This window comes from Amycolatopsis sp. Hca4, from assembly GCF_013364075.1.
Taxonomy (GTDB): Bacteria; Actinomycetota; Actinomycetes; order Mycobacteriales; family Pseudonocardiaceae; genus Amycolatopsis.
The window spans coordinates 1489218-1508328 of sequence record NZ_CP054925.1; the positions used below are offsets into that span (position 1 = coordinate 1489218).

Genomic DNA, 19111 nt, shown 5'->3' on the forward strand with positions numbered 1-19111 from the left:
AGGACCCCCTCTCAGGACGCACCAGGATAACGCCACGACAGGAACCGCCGCGGGTTGTCCACGAGCATCGTCGTGATGTCCGCTTCGGACACCCCGCGCTCCCGCAGCGCCGGCAGCACGTCCCGGGTGATGTGCAGGTAGTGCCAGTTCGGCGCGATCACCGGCAGCTGCGCCGCGGGCAGCCAGTCGATGTAGCAGGACGCGTCGTGCGAGAGCACCATGCTGCCCGCGTACCCGCGTTCGCACAGCGCGGCCACCGTGTTCACCCGCTCCTCGAACGGCAGCAGCAGGTCCAGGCCGAACCGGTCCATCCCCAGCAGCGAACCGGAGTCCGCGAGCTCGGTCAGGTAGCCCAGGTCCGCCGAGTCGCCCGAGTGCCCGATCAGCACCCGGGTCAGGTCGACGCCTTCGGCCGCGAAGATCTCCTGCTGCTCCAGCCCGCGCCGGGTGCCGGCGTGCGTGTGCGTCATGATCGGCGCACCCGTTTCGACGTGGGCCTGCGCCACCGCGCGCAGCACGCGCTCGACGCCCGGGGTCACCCCCGGTTCGTCGGTGGCGCACTTGAGCAGGCCGGCCTTGACACCGGTGCCGGTGATGCCGTCCCGGATGTCCCCGACGAACATCCCGACCAGCGGGTCCTCGCCCTGCAGCAGCGTTCCCGGCCCGCGGAAGTGCAGGTAGTGCGGCACATCGTTGTACGTGTACAGCCCGGTGGCGACGACGATGTTGACGTCGACCTCGGCCGCGACCCGTTGCACGCGCGGGATGTAGCGGCCCAGGCCGATCACCGTCGGGTCGACGATCGTGTCGATGCCGGCTTCCTTGAGCTCCTTCAGGCGCCGGATCGCTTCCGGGACGTGCTCGTCCTCGCGGAACCCTTCGTGCTCCGGGTAGTTGTCGGCGAATTCCGGGCTCAGCACGAAGAGGTGCTCGTGCATGAGCACCCGGCCCAGCGCCTCCGGCGCGATCGCGCCGCGGACCGTTTCGACCATCAGCCACGCGCCCGCAGCTCGCGGCGCAGGATCTTGCCGCTGGTGGTCTTCGGGAGCTCGTCGAGGACCTCGACGGTGCGCGGGTACTTGTAGGCGGCGAGCCGTTCCTTGCACCAGGCGACCAGTTCCGCGGGATCGGCGGTCGCCCCCGGCGCCGGGCTGACGTACGCCTTCACCGTCTCGCCGCGGTACTCGTCCGCGATCCCGACGACGGCGGCTTCCCGCACCGCCGGGTGCGTGTACAGCACGTCTTCGACCTCGCGCGGCCAGACCTTGAAGCCGGACGCGTTGATCATGTCCTTCTTGCGGTCCACGACGTAGACCCAGCCGCGTTCGTCCATGAACCCGATGTCGCCGGTGAGCAGCCGCCCGCCGGGCAGCGCTTCGGCGGTGGCGTCCGGGCGGTTCCAGTAGCCCGAAACGACCATCGGGCCCTCGACGGCGATCTCGCCCGCCTGGCCGGGCGGCAGTTCCTCGCCGTTCTCCCCGAGGATCCGGACGATCGTGTCCGGGACCGGCAGGCCGATCGAGATCGTGCCGGAGTCCGGGTCGATCGGCGCTTCGAGGGTGCCGGGGACGACGACGCAGCCCGCCGTGGTCTCGGTGAGGCCGTAGCCGTTGTGGATGTAGTGCCCGGTCTTCGCCCGGAAGGCCTCGACGACCGCGGGCGGCAGGGCGGCGCCGCCGGAGTACAGCAGCGCGAACGAGGCGAAGTGCTCGCGGCTGAACGACGGGTGCGCCATCAGCGCCATGTAGGCCGTGGACGGCCCGACCGTGTACGACGGCTGGTGCTCGAGGAAGGCGTCGAGCACGACACCGGGTTCGAAGCGGTAGGCCAGGGCGAGGGTGCCCTCGATGTCGATCGCGGACCCGAGCTCGCACACCATGCCGGTGATGTGGAACAGCGGCGCGAGCCCGAACAGCGTCGACCCGGCGGGCAGGCCGCTGAACGAGCCGAGCGCGGCGGCGTTGGTGCCGACGTTGCCGTGGGTGTTGGTGGCGCCCTTCGGCGTGCCGCTGGTGCCGGAGGTGTAGCTGATCAGCGCGGTGTCGTCGAGGGCGAACGCCGGTTCCGGCGGCTTCGGCCCCGGGGTCGCCGCGGCTTCCAGCAGCTCGGTCGCGCCCGGGGTCGCCTCCGGCTCGACCTTGGCCAGTACGCGCTCGTCGTCGCGGGTCTGGAACTCGAGTTCGCTGGTGGTGAGCCCGATGCCGACGCCGTTCGCGGCCGCCGTCTCGCCGATGTAGGCGTTCCAGCCGCGCTGCGAGCAGACGACCGCTTTCACGCCGGCGTCGGTGAACACGTGCGTGAGCTCGCGTTCGCGGTACATCGGGTTGACCGGCACCACGATCCCGCCCGCTTTCCAGGCGCCGAGCAGGGCGATCACGAACTGGGGGATGTTCTGCAGCACCAGGGCGAGCCGGTCGCCGCGGGCGAAGCCGTGTGCCGCCAGGTACCGGGCGACGCCGTCGGAGAGCTCGTCGACCTGGCGGTAGCTCAGCCGCCCGTCGAAGTACGCGATCGCGACCCGGTCCGGGACGTGGTCCACGGCCCGGCGGAACGACTCGGGCAGCGTCGTCCGGCGCACCGGCTCCGCGGCCCGGACCCGTTCGTCGTAGCTCGCGAGCCAGGGCTTCGCGTCGTACCAGCTCATCCAGTGACCTCCTTTGGACACCGACCGGTCGGTATGCCGACGCTAGGAGGCGGCGGCGGCCCGCGTCAAGTCCCGCACGGGTACGCCGAAATTGCGCACGACAATTCCTGTGCGCGAAAACAACGACAGAACAACGCGGCCAGAAGCCGCCGTCACAGGGGTACACGTACCACGGTTCGAATTGGTTCAGCTCTTCTTTTTCGCACCGGTCACACTGGACAAACCCCAGGTCCACCCGCCACCATGGTCGTCGGCGACCAGCTTGGACCGCCCCATCAGATAACCCCGCCGTATCCCCCGAACGCGGCGGAGTACCCATATGTTCACGCTAACCAACGCACGAAAACGGAGTCATTCATGCCTGCTTCCGGTGGACGACACCGCCTGTCCCGGCGGACGAAGATCGCGACCGGGGCCTTCGCCCTCGCGATCGCGGGCGGGGCGCTGGCGGTCGCCACGACCTTCGGCGACCCCGGCGCCGCCAACGCCGCCTCGGGCGGCCAGGCCGCCGTCGGCCAGATCAGCTGTCCCGACGTGGCGAGCAAGCTCCCGGCCATCCCGGCGCAAGCCCAGGCCGAGGTGCAGCGCAACCTCGAGCTGCTGAACACCCAGATCGACGAAGCCAACAACCGCCTGCGCACGACCGTCGGCCAGGGCGGCCCCAACTTCGTCCAGAACGCCATCCTCGGCCCGCTGGCGGACAAGCGGAAGTCCACGATCGACCGCATCGCCATCTCGATCGGGCGCCGGGCCGAGAAGCCGCAGGGCCTCGACAGCCTGGCCACCTGCTCGGTGGGCGGCCAGGCCGGCGCTCCGGCACCGGCCCAGGGCACCGGCAACGGCGGCCAGAGCGGCAACACCGGGAACACCGGCAACAGCGGCCAGAACGGGAACACCGGCAACGCCGGGGTCGGCCAGATCTCCTGCCCCGACGTGGCGAGCAAGCTCCCAGCCATCCCCGCCCAGGCCCAAGCGGAGGTGACCCGCAACCTCGAGCTGCTGAACACCCAGATCGACGAAGCCAACAACCGCCTGCGCACGACCGTCGGCCAGGGCGGCCCCGACTTCGTCCAGAACGCCATCCTCGGCCCGCTCGAGGACAAGCGGGTGGCGACGATCAACCGGATCGCCACCGCCATCGGCCGCACCGCGGCCAAGCCGCAGGGCCTCGACGCACTCGCGCCCTGCAGCCGGTGACCGCCCGGGTCCGGCGGGGGGTGCGCCCCGCCGGACCCGCGTCTCACCGGGCCAGCAGCGCGCTGATCCGCAGGAAACCCCGCGCGGTCATCGTCACCCGCACCTGCGTGGTGACGACCGGGTCGAATGCGAACGACGTCGGGTCGTTCGAGCCGGTCCCCCACGTGATCCGCAGGTTCCGCACCGGCTCGAAGCCCCGGGCCGTGCGGTACGCGACCTCGACCGCGACCGGCAGCGCGAGCTTGGCGTCCACCACGAAGTTCGCCGTCACGGCCGCGATCCGCTGGGCCGACGGCCAGGCGAGTGACACCCAGTCCTCGGCCCGGGGCCTGCTCACCGCGTTCAGCGTCGCCGTCGCCGGCTTCGAGTAGTGGTTCGACCAGCCGGTGGCCGGGTTCCCGTCCAGCATCGCCGACGGCAGCGTGTCCGGTGCGCCCGAGTAGCTCGCGTCCGCGGTCGAGACGACCGGGATGGGGACGACCTCGACCGCGCGCGCTCCCGGGCCGTGGCGCTGCCCGAGCGGCGTGCCGGGGAAGGTCAGCTTCCCCGGTGCCAGGCCCGGCGCGCTCGCGGTGACCGTGATCGGGCCGCGCCCGCCGGTCGCCGCGATCACGGCCACGGCCAGCCCGTGGAACGCCGGGATCGTGGGCTGCTGGTACCCCTGGGCGAGTTCCTGCCGTCCGTTGTCGACCCCGGCGACCCGGCCGGGCCCGGCGACGGTGAACCGCAACACCGGTTCGGCGCCGGGCACGACGACCCCGTTGGCGTCCACCACCGAAGCCGTCACGAACGTCATCGCGCCGGCCACCACCCCGCCACCGGGCGCGTCGACGCCGAGCCTGACCGCGCGCGGCGGGCCGGCCGTGACCAGCTCGTCTCGCGCCACCTCACGGCCGCCCGCGCGGGCGATCGCGGTCAGCGTGCCGGGTGCGAACGGCACGGTCCAGGTCAGGTGCAGCTTGCCGGTGCCGCCGTTCGGGCTGGTGTAGCTGCCGGATGGAGCGTTCTTGTCGTCACCGGCCGGTTCGCTCGTCTCCAGGTACCGCCGTCCGTCCACTGTGGTCTTGCGGTCGAACTTCCGCACGCCGAGCGACTTCCCGTTGAGCACCAGCTCCACGGTGTCCACGGTGGAGTAGACCCAGACCGCGACGGGCTCGCCGGGCCGGTGGTTCGTCCAGTCCATCGGGGTCAGGTGCACCATCGGCGCGGTCGTCCACTGGCTGCGGAACAGGTGGAAGGCGTCCTTGGGCAGGCCGGCGCTGTCGACCGCGCCGAAGAAGGACGTCTTGACCGGGAAGACGTCGTACGGGGTCGGTTCGCCGAGGTAGTCCTGCCCGGCCCAGAGGAACTGGCCCTGGCAGTACTTCCGGTCGCGGTCCTTCTTCAGCGAGTACTCGCCGCTCAGCGTCCACGGGGCCAGGTTGTTGTCGTAGGAGGACGTCGCCCGCTTGCCCGGGGTGTGGTTCTCACCGGTGTTGAGCAGCTCCGGTTCCTGGTAGAACCCGCGCGTCGAGGTCTCCGACGACGTCTCCGACTCGAAGAAGAACTTGCCCGGGTACCGCTGGTGCAGCCCGTCGACGGACTCGGCGTTGTTGTAGTTGACGCCGAGGCCGTCGAGCTGCTGCAGGATGAGGTCCTGCGGCGAGCCCGGCGCGGGCACACTGCGGTAGCGGTCGGTGCCCATGACGACCGGCCGGGTCGGATCGATCGCCCGGACGGCGGCGATCAGTCCCGCCGCGATCTCCGGGCCGCCCGCCATCGACGCGTCCGGCACCTCGTTGCCGATCGACCACAGCACCACCGCGGGCGAGTTCTTGGCCGCGTGCACCATTTCGGCGATGTCGCGCCCGCTCCACTCGTCGAAGTCACGGTGGTAGTCGTAGGCGAGCTTGCCGGTCCGCCAGCAGTCGAACGCCTCGACCATCAGGAGGATGCCGAGCCGCTCGCAGACCGTCACCAGCTGCGGGTCCGGCGGGTTGTGCGCGGTCCGCACCGCGTTGACGCCCATCGCGAGCATCAGGCGCAGCTGGTGCTCCAGCGCGGCCGGGTCGATCACCGCACCCAGCGCACCCTGGCTCGCGTGCAGGTTGACCCCACGCAGCTTCATCGGCTCGCCGTTGAGCGAAAAGCCGTTGTCCGGGTGGAATTCGGCGTGGCGGAAGCCGAAGTCGACCGTGGTGGTGTCGAGCACGCGGCCGCCCACGACGACCTCGGTGCGCAGCCGGTACAGCCGGGGTGCGCTCGTCGACCACAGCTGCGGTCGCTCGACCCGCGGCGTGGTCGTCGCCTTCGCCGTCCCACCGGCGGGGACCGCCACGCTCGTCACGCCGGTCGCCACCGCGCGGCCCGCCGGGTCGGTGACCGTCGTGCGCACCTCGGCGGTGACCGCGGCGCCGGAGTCGTTGGCGACGTCGGTGACCACCCGCACGGTGCCCCGGCCGGCCGCGATGTCCGGCGTGGTGACGAAGGTGCCGTGCCGGACGATGTGCACCGGGTCGGTGACGACCAGCCGGACGCGGCGGAAGATCCCGCTGCCGGAGTACCAGCGGCTGCTCGGCAGCGGGTTCGCCGCCCGCACGGCGAGCACGTCCGGCGTCCGCCCGTCGGTGTGCAGCGCCGCGGTGAGGTCGAAGGCGAACCCGGTGTAGGCGTACGGGTGGTGGCCGAGCAGCTCGCCGTTCAGGTACACGTGGGCATCCGAATAGACGCCGTCGAACTCCACCGACACCCGACGGCCGGCGAGCGACGGCGGCAGCGTGAACGCCTTGCGGTACCAGCCGAGGCCGCCGCGGAAGAAGCCGGAACCGCTGTCGGTGCCCTGCCCCGTCGGCGGGAGCTCGATGCTCCAGTCGTGCGGGACGTCGACGACCTGCCACGTCGAGTCGTCGAAACCGGGCTTCGCCGCGTCGGCGAAGCGGCCACCGGGATCGGTGATGCCGTCGGGATTGGCCAGTGCGAACCGCCAACCGGTCGTGAAATCGCTTTCTCGCGCTGCGGCCGGCGGCGCGATCGCTTCGGCGGCCCGCGCGACCGGCACGACGGCCGCCGTGGCGACGACGGCGCCGGCCCCACCCAGCACGACCCGTCTGCGGAGACCGCTCGGCTCTTCTTCCGACATCGGGTGAGCCCCTTCCAGCGCGGCGATGTGCGGGCGGAAAGCACTATGGCACAGGAGTTTCCGGACGGCCAACGGGTTCGATAATTTCGAACCCGGCCACTTCCGCTGAGCCAAGCGACCGCTTAGTATGGTGCCGACCCCAAGGAGGCGGTTATGTCCACAGTGGATGGAGTGCGGTACGAGGCGGACGGCGCGGTCGCGACGTGCACCTTCGACAGGCCGGACCGCAGCAACGCGATGGACATCCCGATGCAGGCTCGCTACGGCGCTCTGCTGCGGCAGGCGGACGCGGATCCGGACGTCCGCGCGGTGGTCGTCACCGGGGCCGGCCGGGCCTTCTGCCCCGGCGCCGACCTGGGCCTGCTGGAAACGGTCGCCTCCCGGCCGCCGGCCGAGGGCAACGTCCGCGACGTGCTGGCGGCGACCACGGTGGGCGTCCCGGTGGTGGCGGCGATCAACGGCGGCTGCGCCGGCCTGGGGTTCGTCATCGCGTGTTCGGCGGACGTCCGGTTCGCGGCCGCGGGTGCGAAGTTCACCACGGCGTTCGCCCGCCGGGGCCTGATCGCCGAATACGGCATCGCGAAGCTGCTCCCGGAGCTCGTCGGCCGGGGCCGGGCCCGCGACCTGCTGCTGTCGGGGCGGACGTTCACCGCGGAGCAGGCGCTGGAGTACGGCCTGGTCCAGGAGGTGGTCCCGGCCGGGGACCTGGCCGGGCACGCCCACGCGTACGCGACCGAGCTGGCGACCTACAGCGCTCCGCGGTCGATGGCGGTGATGAAGGAGCAGTTCGCCCGGGAAGCGCTGCTGCCGCTGCCCGAGGCGGCTCGCGAGGCGGCCGCGCTGATGCTCGAGTCGTTCGGTCATCCCGAGCTGGCCGAGGGGCTGGCCAGCTGGAACGAGCGCCGTGCACCGCGGTTCCCACCCCACCGATGAGTTCTCGGCGCCGCGGCCGTCAGTACCGGTATGGCCAAGTTGCTCTACGCGTTCAGCTGCTCGATCGACGGGTTCATCGCCGGCCCGGGCGGCGACATGTCCTGGTTGACCCCGTTCCTGGGGCCACCGCCGGCGGACCTCCTCCCCCGCATCGGCGCGCTGCTGGTGGGCCGCCGCACCTTCGACGGCGACGACCCGCACAAGGGCGGCCCGGGTGAAGGGAAGGCGTTCGGCGGCGGCTGGGAGGGGCCGCAGGTGGTGCTGACCCACCGCGCGCCCGGCCCGGTCCCCGGCGTGACGTTCGCCGCCGACCTGGCAACGGCGGTGTCCACGGCGAAGGCGGCGGCCGGCGACAAGTACGTCAACGTGCTCGGGGCGGAGGTGGCCCGGCAGTGCCTGGAGGCCGGCGTGCTGGACGAGATCCTGGCGTTGCCGGTGCCGGTGCTGCTCGGGAGCGGGGTGCGGGTCTTCTCGCGGACCGGCCCGCCGGTCCGCCTTTCCCCGGTGGGACCTTCCTGGTACCGCATCGAGTACTGACGAGCCGGCGGAATTCGTCGATTCGCCTGCTCCGGCGCGGTGCCCGGCGTTCGGGTGCTCGCCGCAGGGTTGCGATTTCCCGAGTGGTCCCCCGCCGGTACCGCCACTGACCGCCGGACTCTCAGAGATCTCCCAGGAACTCCCAGGAACCGGCCAGGCGGGTCGGCCACGCTCGCCGCATGACGATCGAAATCCGGGGCCTGACCAAGCGGTACGGGCCCGACACCGTGGTGGACGACCTGTCGTTCACCGTCGCACCCGGGCAGGTGACCGGGTTCCTCGGGCCCAACGGCGCCGGCAAGTCCACGACCATGAAGATGATCGTGGGCCTGGCCGCGCCGACGCGGGGCTCGGTCACCGTCGGCGGGCGGCGCTACCGGGACCTCCCGGTGCCGCTCACCGAGGTGGGCGCGTTGCTCGACGCGGGTGCCGTGCACGGCGGCCGGAAGGCCGCCGACCACCTGCTGGCCCTCGCGGTGAGCAACGGCCTCCCCCGGCGCCGGGTCGGCGAGGTGCTCGCCCGGACCGGGCTGGACGGCGTGGCGGGCAAGCGGGCAGGCGGGTTCTCGCTCGGCATGCGGCAGCGGCTCGGCATCGCCGCGGCGCTGCTCGGCGACCCGCGGGTGCTGATCTTCGACGAGCCGGTGAACGGACTCGACCCCGAAGGCATCCGCTGGATCCGGGGCCTCATGCGCTCCCTCGCCGCCGAGGGCCGGGCGGTGCTGGTGTCCAGCCACCTGATGGGCGAGATGGCACAGACCGCCGACCACCTGGTCGTCATCGGACGGGGGCGGCTCGTCGCCGACACCGCCGTGCGCGAGCTCGTGCGTGGCGAGGGCACCGTGCTGGTCCGCACGCCCGAGCCGGGCTTCGCGCGGCTGCTGGTCACCGCCGGGGCGGCCGTGCGGGAAGGGACCGAGGCCGCGCTCGTCGTGTCGGGCATGACGAGCGTGGAGATCGGCAAGCTGGCGGCCTACCACGGCGTCGCGCTCGCCGAGCTCACCCCGCAGCGCGTCTCGCTCGAGGACGCCTTCATGGAGCTGACCAAGGACAGCGTCGATTACCAGGAGAGTGCCGGATGAGCGTGCCGTTCACCCGTTCCGTCCGCGCGGAGTGGGTCAAGCTGCGCAGCCTGCGCTCCACCTGGTACACCCTGGCGTGCCTGTTCGCGGCCGGGCTCGGCATCACCGCCCTCGCCCTCAACGCCGCCGCGAAGGACTACCCCGGCGACGAGCCGTGGGATCCGACCAACCGCAGCCTGACGTCGTACGTCGTCGCGCAACTGATCCTGGGGGTGCTCGGCATCCTGGTCGTCACGGGCGAGCACGCGACCGGCCTGATGCAGACGTCGCTGCTGGCCACCCCGCGCCGGCACCGGCTGCTGGCGGCCAAGCTGGTCGTGGCGGTGGCGATCGCTCTGCTGTCCGGCCAGGTGCTGATGTTCGCCGCCTTCGGGCTCGGCCAGGCCGTCCTCGCCGCCCACGGCCTTCCGCACGCCGGGATCGGCGATCCGGGCGTGCTCTCCGCCGTGACCGGCGGCGGGGTCTACCTCGCGGCGATCGCGCTGCTGGCGGCCGGGCTCGGCACGATCATGCGCGCCACCGCGGGCGCGCTGGCCACCCTGGTCGGGATCGTCTTCCTGGTTCCCGCCCTCGCCGGCCTCTTCCCGGCGTGGCTGCGGGACCTCTTCCTGTACTGGCCGACACTCGGCGCGTCCGCGGTCCTGAAGACGGTGCCCGACCCGGACTTCCCGCACCCGTGGCTGAACCTGGCCGGGATGTGCGCCGGCGTTGCCGCCGTGCTGGCCGTGGCGTTCGTGGTCTTCCACCGCCGGGACGTGTGATGCGGGAAGTGGGCCGGGGCCTGCTGGCGGCCACCGCCGCGGTGCTCGCCATGGCGGCGGTCGCCGCGGCCGGGCTGGCCCTCCTGGGCGCCGGCCGCGTCGGGGACTTCGGTGCGCTGACGGCGGCAGTCGTCGCGCTGGCCGCCGGCGGCTCGGTCGAGGCCGGCGCGGTCCCGGCCGGTGGCCTCCCCGTCGCCGTGCGGGGCGGCCTCGACGTGCTGCCGCTGGGAGTTTCCCTGACGGGCGCTGTGGTGCTGGGGGCGCTGCTGCTGCGGCGGCGACGGGGGACCGAGGTGCTCGTCCGCGGTGCCGTGGCGGCGGTGGCGCTGCCGGCGGCACTCGCCGTGATCGCCCTGCTGGCACGGGGACCGCTGAGGATGCCGGACCGCTTGACGGCGGGTGGCATCGGAGGCTGCGGTCCCGCCGCCGCCGGTCCCGCGCGTCTCCCGCTCGCCGTCCGGTTCGAAGCCGGTTTCTCCGTGGCCGTCGGGCCGGTGGTGGTGGGTGCCGTGGCCGGCACACTGGTGGTCATCGGGTGCTGCTGGCTCGTCACCCGGTTCCCCGGAGCGGCCGCCGGTGCGCGGGCCCTGCGGTGGCCGGCCGCCGGCTCGGCCGTGGTGTGCCTGGCCGCGGCCTGGACCTTCGGCGGCGCCGCGGCGGCCGGGGGCGTCCTGCTGGTGCTCCCCCAGCTGGTCTGCGCGGCCGTGCTGTCAGGGCTCGGCGTGCCCTGGACGCTCAGTTCCTCGGGCGGGTTCGCGTGCGCACTGCCCGCCGCGCCGATCGCACCGGGCGGGCCGCTGCTCTGGCCGGCGGCCGTAGTGTTGCTGGGCGCCGGCCTCGCCTTCGCGGCCGGGAGCCGGCTGCCCGGCGGACCGCTGCGCCGGGCCGCGGCACGCACCGCGCGGTTCGCTCCGGCCACCGCTGCCGTACTCGCCGTCGTGGCGCTGCTGTCGCGGGTTTCCGCCGACGTCACCGTCGGCGCGTTCGGGTTGTCGCTGCCCGTTTTCGCCGCGCGGTTGACGGCGAACCCGCTGCACGCGCTGCTGGCCGGGCTCGTGGGCGGCGCGCTGGCCGGGTTCACGGGCTCCCTGCTGGTCGACGCGATCTCCGTATCCTCGCGGGCATGGAAGCGATGACGTCCCGCCTGCTGGTGGTGGACGACGAGGCCACCGTCCGCGAGCTGCTCTCCGCCGCGCTGCGGTTCGCCGGCTTCCGGGTGACCTCGGCGGCCACGGCCCGCGAAGCCGTCGCCGCGGCCACGGCGGAGCCGCCCGACCTGGTGCTGCTGGACGTCATGCTGCCGGACATGGACGGCTTCGAAGTGGTCCGGCGGCTGCGCGAGCGGCACCCGGGCCACGGCACGCCGGTGCCGGTGCTGTTCCTCACCGCGCGGGACCGCCCGTCCGACAAGGTCACCGGCCTGTCCCTCGGCGCCGACGACTAAGTGACGAAGCCGTTCGACCTGGCGGAGCTGATCGCGCGGATCCGCGCGATCCTCCGCCGGACCGCGGGCCACCCGGCGGGCGTGCTCGCCGTCGGCCCGCTCGCACTCGATGCCGAGGGCCACCAGGTGACGCGGGCAGGACAGGCGGTCCGGTTGTCCGCCACGGAATTCCGGTTGCTGCGCTACCTGATGGAGAACGCCGGGCGCGTGGTTTCGAAGGCGCAGATCCTCGACCGGGTGTGGCGTGAGGACTTCGGCGGCGACGCCGGCATCGTCGACACCTACATCTCCTACCTGCGCCGCAAGATCGACACCGGGGAGCCGAAGCTGCTCCACACCGTGCACGGCGTCGGCTACGTGCTGCGGGAGCCCCGGCGGTGAGGCGGCTTTCCCTGCGGACCCGGCTCCTGCTGTTCACCGCGGGCCTGCTCCTGGCCGGCCTGGCCCTGATCGGGACGCTGGTGTCCGATCAGCTGGAGCGCTTCCAGCTCGACCGCCTCGACGGCCAGCTGCGCTCGATGACCGAGCTCATCTCCCGGGCGGCGGGACCACCGCCGACCGCGAACCCGGCCGCGCGGCCCGACCTCGTCGACCCGGCGCTCGGGCTGTTCGGCACCCCCTACGTCGTGTACCTGGACGCGGGCGGCGCGGTGGCCGGTGGCCTCCGTTCGTCGAGAGTGGACGGTACGGCGCTCCCGCCGATCGACGCGCTGCGCGCGGTGCCGTCGGACGGCACCGCCGTCGACCTCGACGCCGCCGACGGGTCGCAGCGCTGGCGGGCCGTCGCCCGGCAGGCGGTGCGCTGGGGCGGGACGGTCGTTTCGGCCGCGCCGCTCGCCGAAGCCGACGCCACGATCGCCCAGCTGCGGACGAGCAGCCTGGTCACCGGCGGCGTGCTGCTGGTCATGCTGACCGCGGCCGGCTGGTTCGCGCTCGGCCGTGGCCTGCGCCCCCTGCGCCGCATCGAGCACACAGCGGCCGCGATCGCCGGTGGCGACCTCACCCGGCGCGTCCCGGACCTGACACCGCCCGGCACGGAGATCGGGCACCTGGCCACGTCGCTCAACACCATGTTGAGCCAGCTCGAGCGGGCCTTCGCCGACCGGGCCGCGTCCGAGGCGCGGATGCGGGCGTTCGTCTCGGACGTCAGCCACGAGCTGCGCACCCCGCTGTTCGGCATCAAGGGTTCCACGGAACTCTACCGGCTGGGAGCCCTGCCCGGACCGTCCGATGTGGACGAGACGATGCGCCGCATCGAGCGTGAAGCCACCCGGCTCACGGCGCTCACCGAGGACCTGCTGCTGCTCGCCCAGCTCGACGAAGCGCCCGAGGAGCAGCTCGACCGGACGCCGATGGACCTGCGCACCCTGGCCGGCGACGCTCGCCACGACCTGCGAGCCCTCGACCCGTCCCGCGAGGTGTCCCTGACCGGCCCGGGCGGCGCCGGAACACCCGGCCCGGCCCCGGTCGACGCCGACGAAGCCCGTCTGAGGCAGGTGGTGACCAACCTGGTGGGCAACGCGGCCGCCCACACCCCACCGGGCACCCGGGTCCGCATCGGCGTCGGCACCGTGTCCGGCCGCGCGGTGCTGGAGGTGGCCGACGAGGGCCCGGGGATGACAGCCGAGCAGGCGAGCCGCGTGTTCGACCGCTTCTACCGGGTGGACCGCTCGCGGACGCGGACACCCGGCGCGGACGCCGGCCTGGGTCTGGCGATCGCCCGTTCCCTGGCCCGCGCCCACGGCGGCGACGTCGGACTGGAGACCGCGGTCGGGGAAGGCGCGTGCTTCCGGCTCGAGTTGCCGTCGGCGGAGAACGAGGTTCCGTGATGACCCCGGCCGATCCGGCCCGGGTGCGCCGTGGCATCGCGAAACCGGCGCCACCCGGCTAGGCTCGAAAAGTCCGGTAGTTACGGTCACCGCGGCCCCAGGGGAGCCACCGACGTGGTCGAGACACACGACATCGTTCGCCCGCCCGCCGAGTTGAGCGCCGCGCTGGCCGCCATCGGCAGTGCGACCGCCAGCGGCGAGCTGAGCCGCATGGGCATCCGCAGCGCGTTCATCAGCGGCCCGGTCTCGGTCACCCCCGGCGTCCGCGTCGCCGGGCCCGCGCTGACGCTGCAGTTCCTGCCCAAGCGGGAGGACCTCTACCCCGTCGACGAGTACGAGGAACCGGAAAAGCAGCTGCACCGCCACGTCATGTACCACGCGCAGCCCGGCGACATGATCGTCGTCGACGCGCGGGGCGACATGAGCAGCGGCGTGTTCGGCGAGATGATGCTGACCTACTTCAAGGGCCGCGGCGGGGCCGGCGTCGTCGTCGACGGGTGCCTGCGGGACACCGGCGAGGCCAAGGAGCTCGGCCTCGGGCTGTGGATCCGCGGCGCCACCCCGAACTTCCACGCCCAGACCGGCATCGTCCCGGCGGCCGTCAACGTCCCGGTGGCCTGCGGCGGCACGCTGGTCGAGCCGGGCGACATCATCGTCGCCGACGACGACGGGGCCGTGGTCGTGCCGGTCAAGCTCGCTCCCGACCTGGTGGCCCACGCGCAGGAACACGCGGAGTGGGAGGAGTTTTCCCGGATCCGCCTGGCCGAAGGCGGCGACCTGCGCCGGTACTACCCGCTGTCGGACGAAGCCCGGCCGGAGTACGAGCAGTGGCGCGCCGACCGGGGCCGGGACTAGCTCCACAGGCGGTCGTGGCTCGACTCCGTGTCCCAGTGGGTCGTCTCGGCGAAGAACACCGGGTCGCGGGGGTCGAGGTGGCGGCGCAGCAGTTCCTCGTTGAGGTCGCCGAAACCCAGTCCCGGGGTGTCCGGCACCGGGATGTGGCCGTCCGCGATCAGCGGGCCGGAGACGAGGTCGCTCCAGAACTCGACGTCGGCCGCGTGGTGTTCGAGGGCCAGGAAGTTCTCCGTGGCCGCCGCCAGGTGCACGCACGCCATCGTCGCGATCGGTGAGGCCGCCAGGTGCAGGGCCATCGCGATCCCGCGCTCCTGCGCGTGGTCGCCGATCCGCTTGGTCTCCGCGATCCCGCCCGCGGTCGCCGGGTCGGGGTGCACGACGCGGATGGCGCCGGTGTCCAGCAGCGGCCGGAAGCCGTCGAGCAGGTAGATGTCCTCCCCCGTGCACGTCGGGACGGCGACCGATTCGGTGAGCCGGCGCCACTGCCCGGTCAGCTGCCACGGGATCAGGTCCTCGATCCACGCCAGGGTGAACGGCTCGAGTGCCCGGCCGATCCGGATGCCCGAGTCGAGGGCGATGTGGCCGAAGTGGTCGGCGGCCAGCGCGACGTCGTAGCCGACCACCGACCGGACGATGTCCACGTAGGACACCAGGTGGTCGATGCCCTTCGCGGTGACCTGGATGCCGGTGAACGGGTGCATCGTGGTGACGTCCGCGCGGGCGCCCGGCGGCGCGATCAGCGCCCCCGGCACGTCCCACAGCAGGTCGATGCCCACGTCCATCTTCAGCATCGTGAACCCGCGCCGCTTGCGGTCGGCCAGCCGGGCGCCCATCTCGTGCGGGTCCGGCAGCGACGGCGTGTCCGCGTAGCAGCGGACCTCGTCCCGGAACCGGCCGCCGATCAGCGCGTACGCGGGCACGCCGTAGGCCTTGCCCGCCAGGTCCATCAGCGCCATTTCGACCCCGGACACCCCGCCGCCCTGGCGGCCGTGGTGGCCGAACTGCTTGATCTTGCGGAAGATCTTGTCGACGTTGCAGGGGTTTTCGCCGACCAGCCTGCTCTTGAGCACGAGCGCGTAGGTGGCGCTGGCCTGGTCGCGCACCTCGCCGTAGCCGGCCAGCCCCTGGTTGGTGTCGATCCGGATGATCGACGAGCGGAACGGCACCCCGGTCAGGTTGGCCACCCGCAGGTCGGTGATGCGCAGGTCGCTCGGCCGGGACGCCGTCGGGACGTGCTCCTCGGTGATCATCCCTTCACGGCCCCCGCGGTGAGGCCCTCGGTCAGGAACCGCTGCCCGAACCCGTACATGAGCACGACCGGGACGCTGACCAGCAGCGAAGCCGCGGCCAGCTGCCCCTGCGGCACGACGTCGCCGAAGATCATCGACTGCATGCCGACCGGCAGCGTCTTGTACTCGTCCTTGGTGATGAACACGAAGGCGAACAGGAACTCGTTCCACGCGTTGGTGAGGGTGAACAGCGCGACCGCGAGCAGGCCCGGTTTGGCCAGCGGCAGCACGATCCGGCGGAACGCCCCGAGCCGCGTGCAGCCGTCGACCAGCGCGGCCTCCTCGAGGTCGGCCGGGATCGACTTGAAGTAGCCGACGAGCAGCCAGGTCGCGAACGGCAGGGTGAACGTCGGGTAGGCGAGCACCAGCGACCACAGCGAGTCGTTCAGCCCGATCCCGCTCATCAGCTGGTAGAGCGGGATGAACAGCAGCGCGCCCGGCATCACGTAGGTGAGCAGGATCGTCACCGTGAAGCTCTCCGAACCGCGGAACTTCAGCCGCGCCAGCGCGTAGCCGGCCAGCGCCGCGCAGACCAGGGCGATCACCGTGGACGCCACCGACACCAGCAGCGTGTTGACGTACCAGGTGCCGAACGCGTGGCCGGTGAACAGGTTGGTGAACTGCTCGGTGCTCCACGGCGTCGGCCACAGGTCGTCGGTGCGCGCGACGATCTGGTCGTCGGACTTGAAGGCCGTCACGGTCATCCAGTAGAGCGGCGCGAGCACGAAGACCAGCAACGCCACCAGCGCGACACCCGAACCGGTGCCGCCGACCAGGCGCGCGGCCACCCGGTTGCCCCGCGTCGCGAGCACCGAGACGCCCCGGCCGACGGCCGCGGCGAGCAGGACGAAGACGCCCAGCACGGCGGCGGCCTTCCACACGATGTGCGGTGACGCCCAGGCCAGCACGAGCGCCGACCCCCCGGCGATCACCCACGGCAGCGCCCGGCGCTGGCCGTCGGTCAGCCGCCGTCGCCCCAGGTCGGCGGCGCCGGGCTGGTCGCTGCGCCGCATGATCCGCACCAGGATGACCACGAGGATCGCGATGACCGGCAGCATCACCAGCGTCACCGCGGCGCCCGCGCCCAGCTGCAGCTGCTGGATGGCCTTCGAGTAGGCCACCATCACGTACGGCGCGGTGGCGTCCCCCGGGCCGCCTTGGGTCATCAGCCAGATCAGGTCGAAGTTGTTGAACGTCCAGATCGACGACAGCAGCACCGTCACGATCATCACCGGCCGCAGCCCCGGCAGCGTGATGTGCACGAAGCGCTGCCACGGCGAGGCGCCGTCCACCATGGCCGCCTCGTGGAGACCGCTGTCGATGGCCTTGAGCCCGGCCAGGAACGTCACCGTGAAGAACGGGATGCCCTTCCAGACGTTGACCAGGATGACCGCCGGCATCGCCAGCGCGGGATCGGACAGCCACTCCGCCGGCCACTTGTCGACCAGCCCGACCGCGGCCAGGCCGGGCCCGATCCCGGTGTCGGTGAGCAGGACGTTGACGCTGCCGAAGATCGGGTCGAGCAGCGACCGCCAGGTGAAGGCCGTGACGACCGTCGGGATCACCCACGGCAGCAGGATCACCCCGGCGAGAACGGCCCGGCCGCGGCGCATGTGGTGCAGCATCAACGCCGCGATCAGCCCGAGTGCCACCTTGAAGATCTCGGCGTAGGCGGTGAAGACGAACGAGTTCAGCACGCCCTGGTGGAACAGGCCGTCGCCGATCAGGGCCGTGTAGTTGTCCAGCCCGACGAAGACCGTCTCCGCGCCGTGGCGTTCGGTGGTGCTGGTGATGACCGAGCCGACGATCGGGACGAGGATCAGGCCGGCGACCAGCAGCAGCGTCGGCCCGATGAACACCGCGGCCAGGCGCCAGTCGCGGCCGAGCAGCCGCTGCGACGGGGTGAGCGAGGACGACCCGCGCGGCGCCGGGCGGGCCGGCGCCGGACGGGCCGTCTTCGGACGGAGGGTGGTCATTGCCGGTAGCCCTGTTGCTCGAAGATCTGCACGATCCGGCCGTGCGTCGCGGCGACGGCTTCGGCCGGGCGCGTGCCCTGGATGACCGACTGCATCATGTCGGTCAGCAGGTACGCGGCGGTGGCGGCCTGCTCGCCGGGGCTCGGGGCCTGCGGGAAGGCATAGCCCGTGCGGGTTTTCACCGGCAGCGGCGCGCGGGTCTGCTCCCGCAGCGCGGCGAAGGCCGGGTCACCGGTGGTGTAGTACGGGTCGGAGTCCCACACCTTGTCCCACGAGGGGTTCACCAGGCACGGTGCTTCTTTCGCGACGCCGAGCAGGGCGCTCCCGCCCACCATGAACTTCGCGACCAGCTTGGCCAGCTCGGGGTTCTTCGCGCCCTTGAACACGACGAACGAGTTGGACTCGCCGAACGCGAGCGGCCGGTCGAGCGCCGGCCCGGTGGCCCCGTTGAACACGTGCGTGTTGGCGTAGACCGGGTTCTTCTTGGTCTTCGAGTCGGCGTAGACGCTGAACTGGTTGAGCGTCAGCCCCAGGATCTGGGCGAGCCAGTTCTCGTTGTTGCTCGAGTCGGTCCAGCTGCCGACCCCCGGCGGCAGCATCGGCGCGTACTTCGGATTCGTGTAGATGTCTCCGATGAACGAGACGGCGGCGACGGTTTCCGGCGAGTTGAACACCACTTTCGTGCCGGTGTTGTCCGCGATCGCCCCGCCGTAGCAGTTGATGACGTTGGCGATGAAGCCGTTGGCATCGCCCGAGCGGTTCACCGTGAGCCCCCAGCCGAAGCGCCGCTTCGCCGGGTCGGAGACCGCCAAGGCGTTGTCGCGCAGCTCTTCCCACGAGTAGTAGGGCTTGAGCGGCAGCCCCTTCTCCGCGTACCAGTCCTTGCGCAGGTACATCCCGGTCGCGATGAAGTGGTACGGGATCGCGAACCAGCGGCCGTCGAACACGCAGTAGTTGTTCGCCTCCGTCGCGGGTTCCCCGTACAGCGCCTTCATTTCCGTGACCACGTCGGTGACGTCGGTGAGGGCGCCGAGGTTGTGGAGCTGGCCGACGAACCGCCGGTCGCTCACGAAGGCCAGGTCGCGGTTGGTGCCCGCCTTCACTTCGGCGTCCATCTTCGCGACCATGTCGCCGGCGTCGCCGGACACCAGGTCGTTGCGGACCGTGGTGCCGGTGGCCTGGGCGAACACCTGCAGCGACTTGTCCAGTGCCTTGTTGGCCGCTTCGGCGTACAGCTTCTGCGAGAGCATCCCGACCGACCCGCCGCGGAGCGAGGCCGCCTGGTCGAGCAGCGCCTTGGGCACCTGGACGTCGACTTTGGGCGCGGGTGCCGGGTCGCTCCCGCAGCCGGCCAGGCCGAGCACGCCCAGCGCGCTCAGCCCGAGGAAGCTGCGCCTCGACCAGTCCGTTTTCTCTGCCATGACCACTCCTTTCGCGTCCGATCGG

The 19111-nt window shown here is 72.1% G+C and carries 14 protein-coding genes and 1 pseudogene; 9 read left to right on the forward strand and 6 right to left on the reverse strand.

Going from position 1 to position 19111, the window contains the following annotated elements; all coding sequences use genetic code 11:
- Positions 1 to 11: 11 nt before the first annotated feature.
- Both HUT10_RS06435 and HUT10_RS06440 read right to left on the reverse strand, forming a co-directional pair.
- Entirely contained in the window at positions 12 to 992 is a 981-nt protein-coding gene (locus HUT10_RS06435) for a phosphotriesterase (protein ID WP_176170318.1), read from the reverse strand.
- Complete coding sequence (locus HUT10_RS06440; RefSeq protein WP_176170319.1) at positions 992 to 2644, reverse strand: AMP-binding protein; 1653 nt, start codon at positions 2642 to 2644, stop codon at positions 992 to 994. Before HUT10_RS06440 ends, HUT10_RS06435 begins: the two co-directional genes overlap by 1 nt.
- Positions 2645 to 3001: 357 nt before the next feature.
- On the opposite strand from HUT10_RS06440, the gene HUT10_RS06445 reads away from it, so the two are divergent.
- Positions 3002 to 3841 (forward strand): hypothetical protein, encoded by an 840-nt coding sequence (locus HUT10_RS06445; RefSeq protein ID WP_176170320.1) that lies wholly within the window; start codon positions 3002 to 3004, stop codon positions 3839 to 3841.
- Between the two features lie 43 nt (positions 3842 to 3884).
- On the opposite strand, the gene HUT10_RS06450 is transcribed toward HUT10_RS06445, so the two are convergent.
- Complete coding sequence (locus HUT10_RS06450) at positions 3885 to 6959, reverse strand: glycoside hydrolase family 2 TIM barrel-domain containing protein (protein ID WP_176170321.1); 3075 nt, start codon at positions 6957 to 6959, stop codon at positions 3885 to 3887.
- 153 nt (positions 6960 to 7112) lie between these two features.
- Between HUT10_RS06450 and HUT10_RS06455 the strand changes: the two genes are divergently transcribed.
- The 8 genes and pseudogenes from HUT10_RS06455 to HUT10_RS06490 all read left to right on the forward strand — a co-directional run bounded on the left by HUT10_RS06455 (position 7113) and on the right by HUT10_RS06490 (position 14400).
- Positions 7113 to 7892 (forward strand): enoyl-CoA hydratase-related protein, encoded by a 780-nt coding sequence (locus tag HUT10_RS06455; RefSeq protein WP_176170322.1) that lies wholly within the window; start codon positions 7113 to 7115, stop codon positions 7890 to 7892.
- A 30-nt stretch (positions 7893 to 7922) separates the two neighbouring features.
- Positions 7923 to 8429: a dihydrofolate reductase family protein gene (locus tag HUT10_RS06460; protein ID WP_176170323.1), complete on the forward strand. Its 507-nt coding sequence runs from the start codon at positions 7923 to 7925 to the stop codon at positions 8427 to 8429.
- A 179-nt stretch (positions 8430 to 8608) separates the two neighbouring features.
- Positions 8609 to 9511 (forward strand): ABC transporter ATP-binding protein, encoded by a 903-nt coding sequence (locus HUT10_RS06465; RefSeq protein WP_176170324.1) that lies wholly within the window; start codon positions 8609 to 8611, stop codon positions 9509 to 9511.
- Positions 9508 to 10272 carry an ABC transporter permease gene (locus HUT10_RS06470; RefSeq protein ID WP_176170325.1) on the forward strand — a complete coding sequence of 255 codons (765 nt, stop codon included), beginning with the start codon at positions 9508 to 9510 and terminating at the stop codon, positions 10270 to 10272. Before HUT10_RS06465 ends, HUT10_RS06470 begins: the two co-directional genes overlap by 4 nt.
- Positions 10272 to 11408, forward strand: coding sequence for a streptophobe family protein (locus HUT10_RS06475; RefSeq protein ID WP_176170326.1), 1137 nt, complete (start codon positions 10272 to 10274; stop codon positions 11406 to 11408). The genes HUT10_RS06470 and HUT10_RS06475 overlap by 1 nt, the downstream gene beginning before the upstream one ends.
- Positions 11405 to 12097 (forward strand): annotated as a pseudogene (locus tag HUT10_RS06480) (response regulator transcription factor). The gene HUT10_RS06475 and the pseudogene HUT10_RS06480 overlap by 4 nt, the downstream one beginning before the upstream one ends.
- Entirely contained in the window at positions 12094 to 13545 is a 1452-nt protein-coding gene (locus HUT10_RS06485; RefSeq protein WP_176170327.1) for a cell wall metabolism sensor histidine kinase WalK, read from the forward strand. Before HUT10_RS06480 ends, HUT10_RS06485 begins: the two are co-directional and overlap by 4 nt.
- Positions 13546 to 13659: 114 nt before the next feature.
- Positions 13660 to 14400 (forward strand): ribonuclease activity regulator RraA, encoded by a 741-nt coding sequence (locus HUT10_RS06490; protein WP_176170328.1) that lies wholly within the window; start codon positions 13660 to 13662, stop codon positions 14398 to 14400.
- Here HUT10_RS06490 and HUT10_RS06495 read toward each other — a convergent pair.
- The 3 genes from HUT10_RS06495 to HUT10_RS06505 are packed head-to-tail and all read right to left on the reverse strand — an operon-like array spanning position 14397 to position 19086.
- Positions 14397 to 15650, reverse strand: coding sequence for a mandelate racemase/muconate lactonizing enzyme family protein (locus tag HUT10_RS06495; protein WP_176170329.1), 1254 nt, complete (start codon positions 15648 to 15650; stop codon positions 14397 to 14399). The genes HUT10_RS06490 and HUT10_RS06495 overlap by 4 nt on opposite strands.
- The gene (locus HUT10_RS06500) at positions 15647 to 17665 is read right to left on the reverse strand and encodes an ABC transporter permease subunit (RefSeq protein WP_176170330.1); all 2019 of its coding nucleotides are present in this window, start codon (positions 17663 to 17665) and stop codon (positions 15647 to 15649) included. Before HUT10_RS06500 ends, HUT10_RS06495 begins: the two co-directional genes overlap by 4 nt.
- On the reverse strand, positions 17662 to 19086 hold the full coding sequence (locus HUT10_RS06505; protein ID WP_176170331.1) for an ABC transporter substrate-binding protein: 1425 nt from the start codon (positions 19084 to 19086) through the stop codon (positions 17662 to 17664). Before HUT10_RS06505 ends, HUT10_RS06500 begins: the two co-directional genes overlap by 4 nt.
- Positions 19087 to 19111 lie beyond the last annotated feature (25 nt).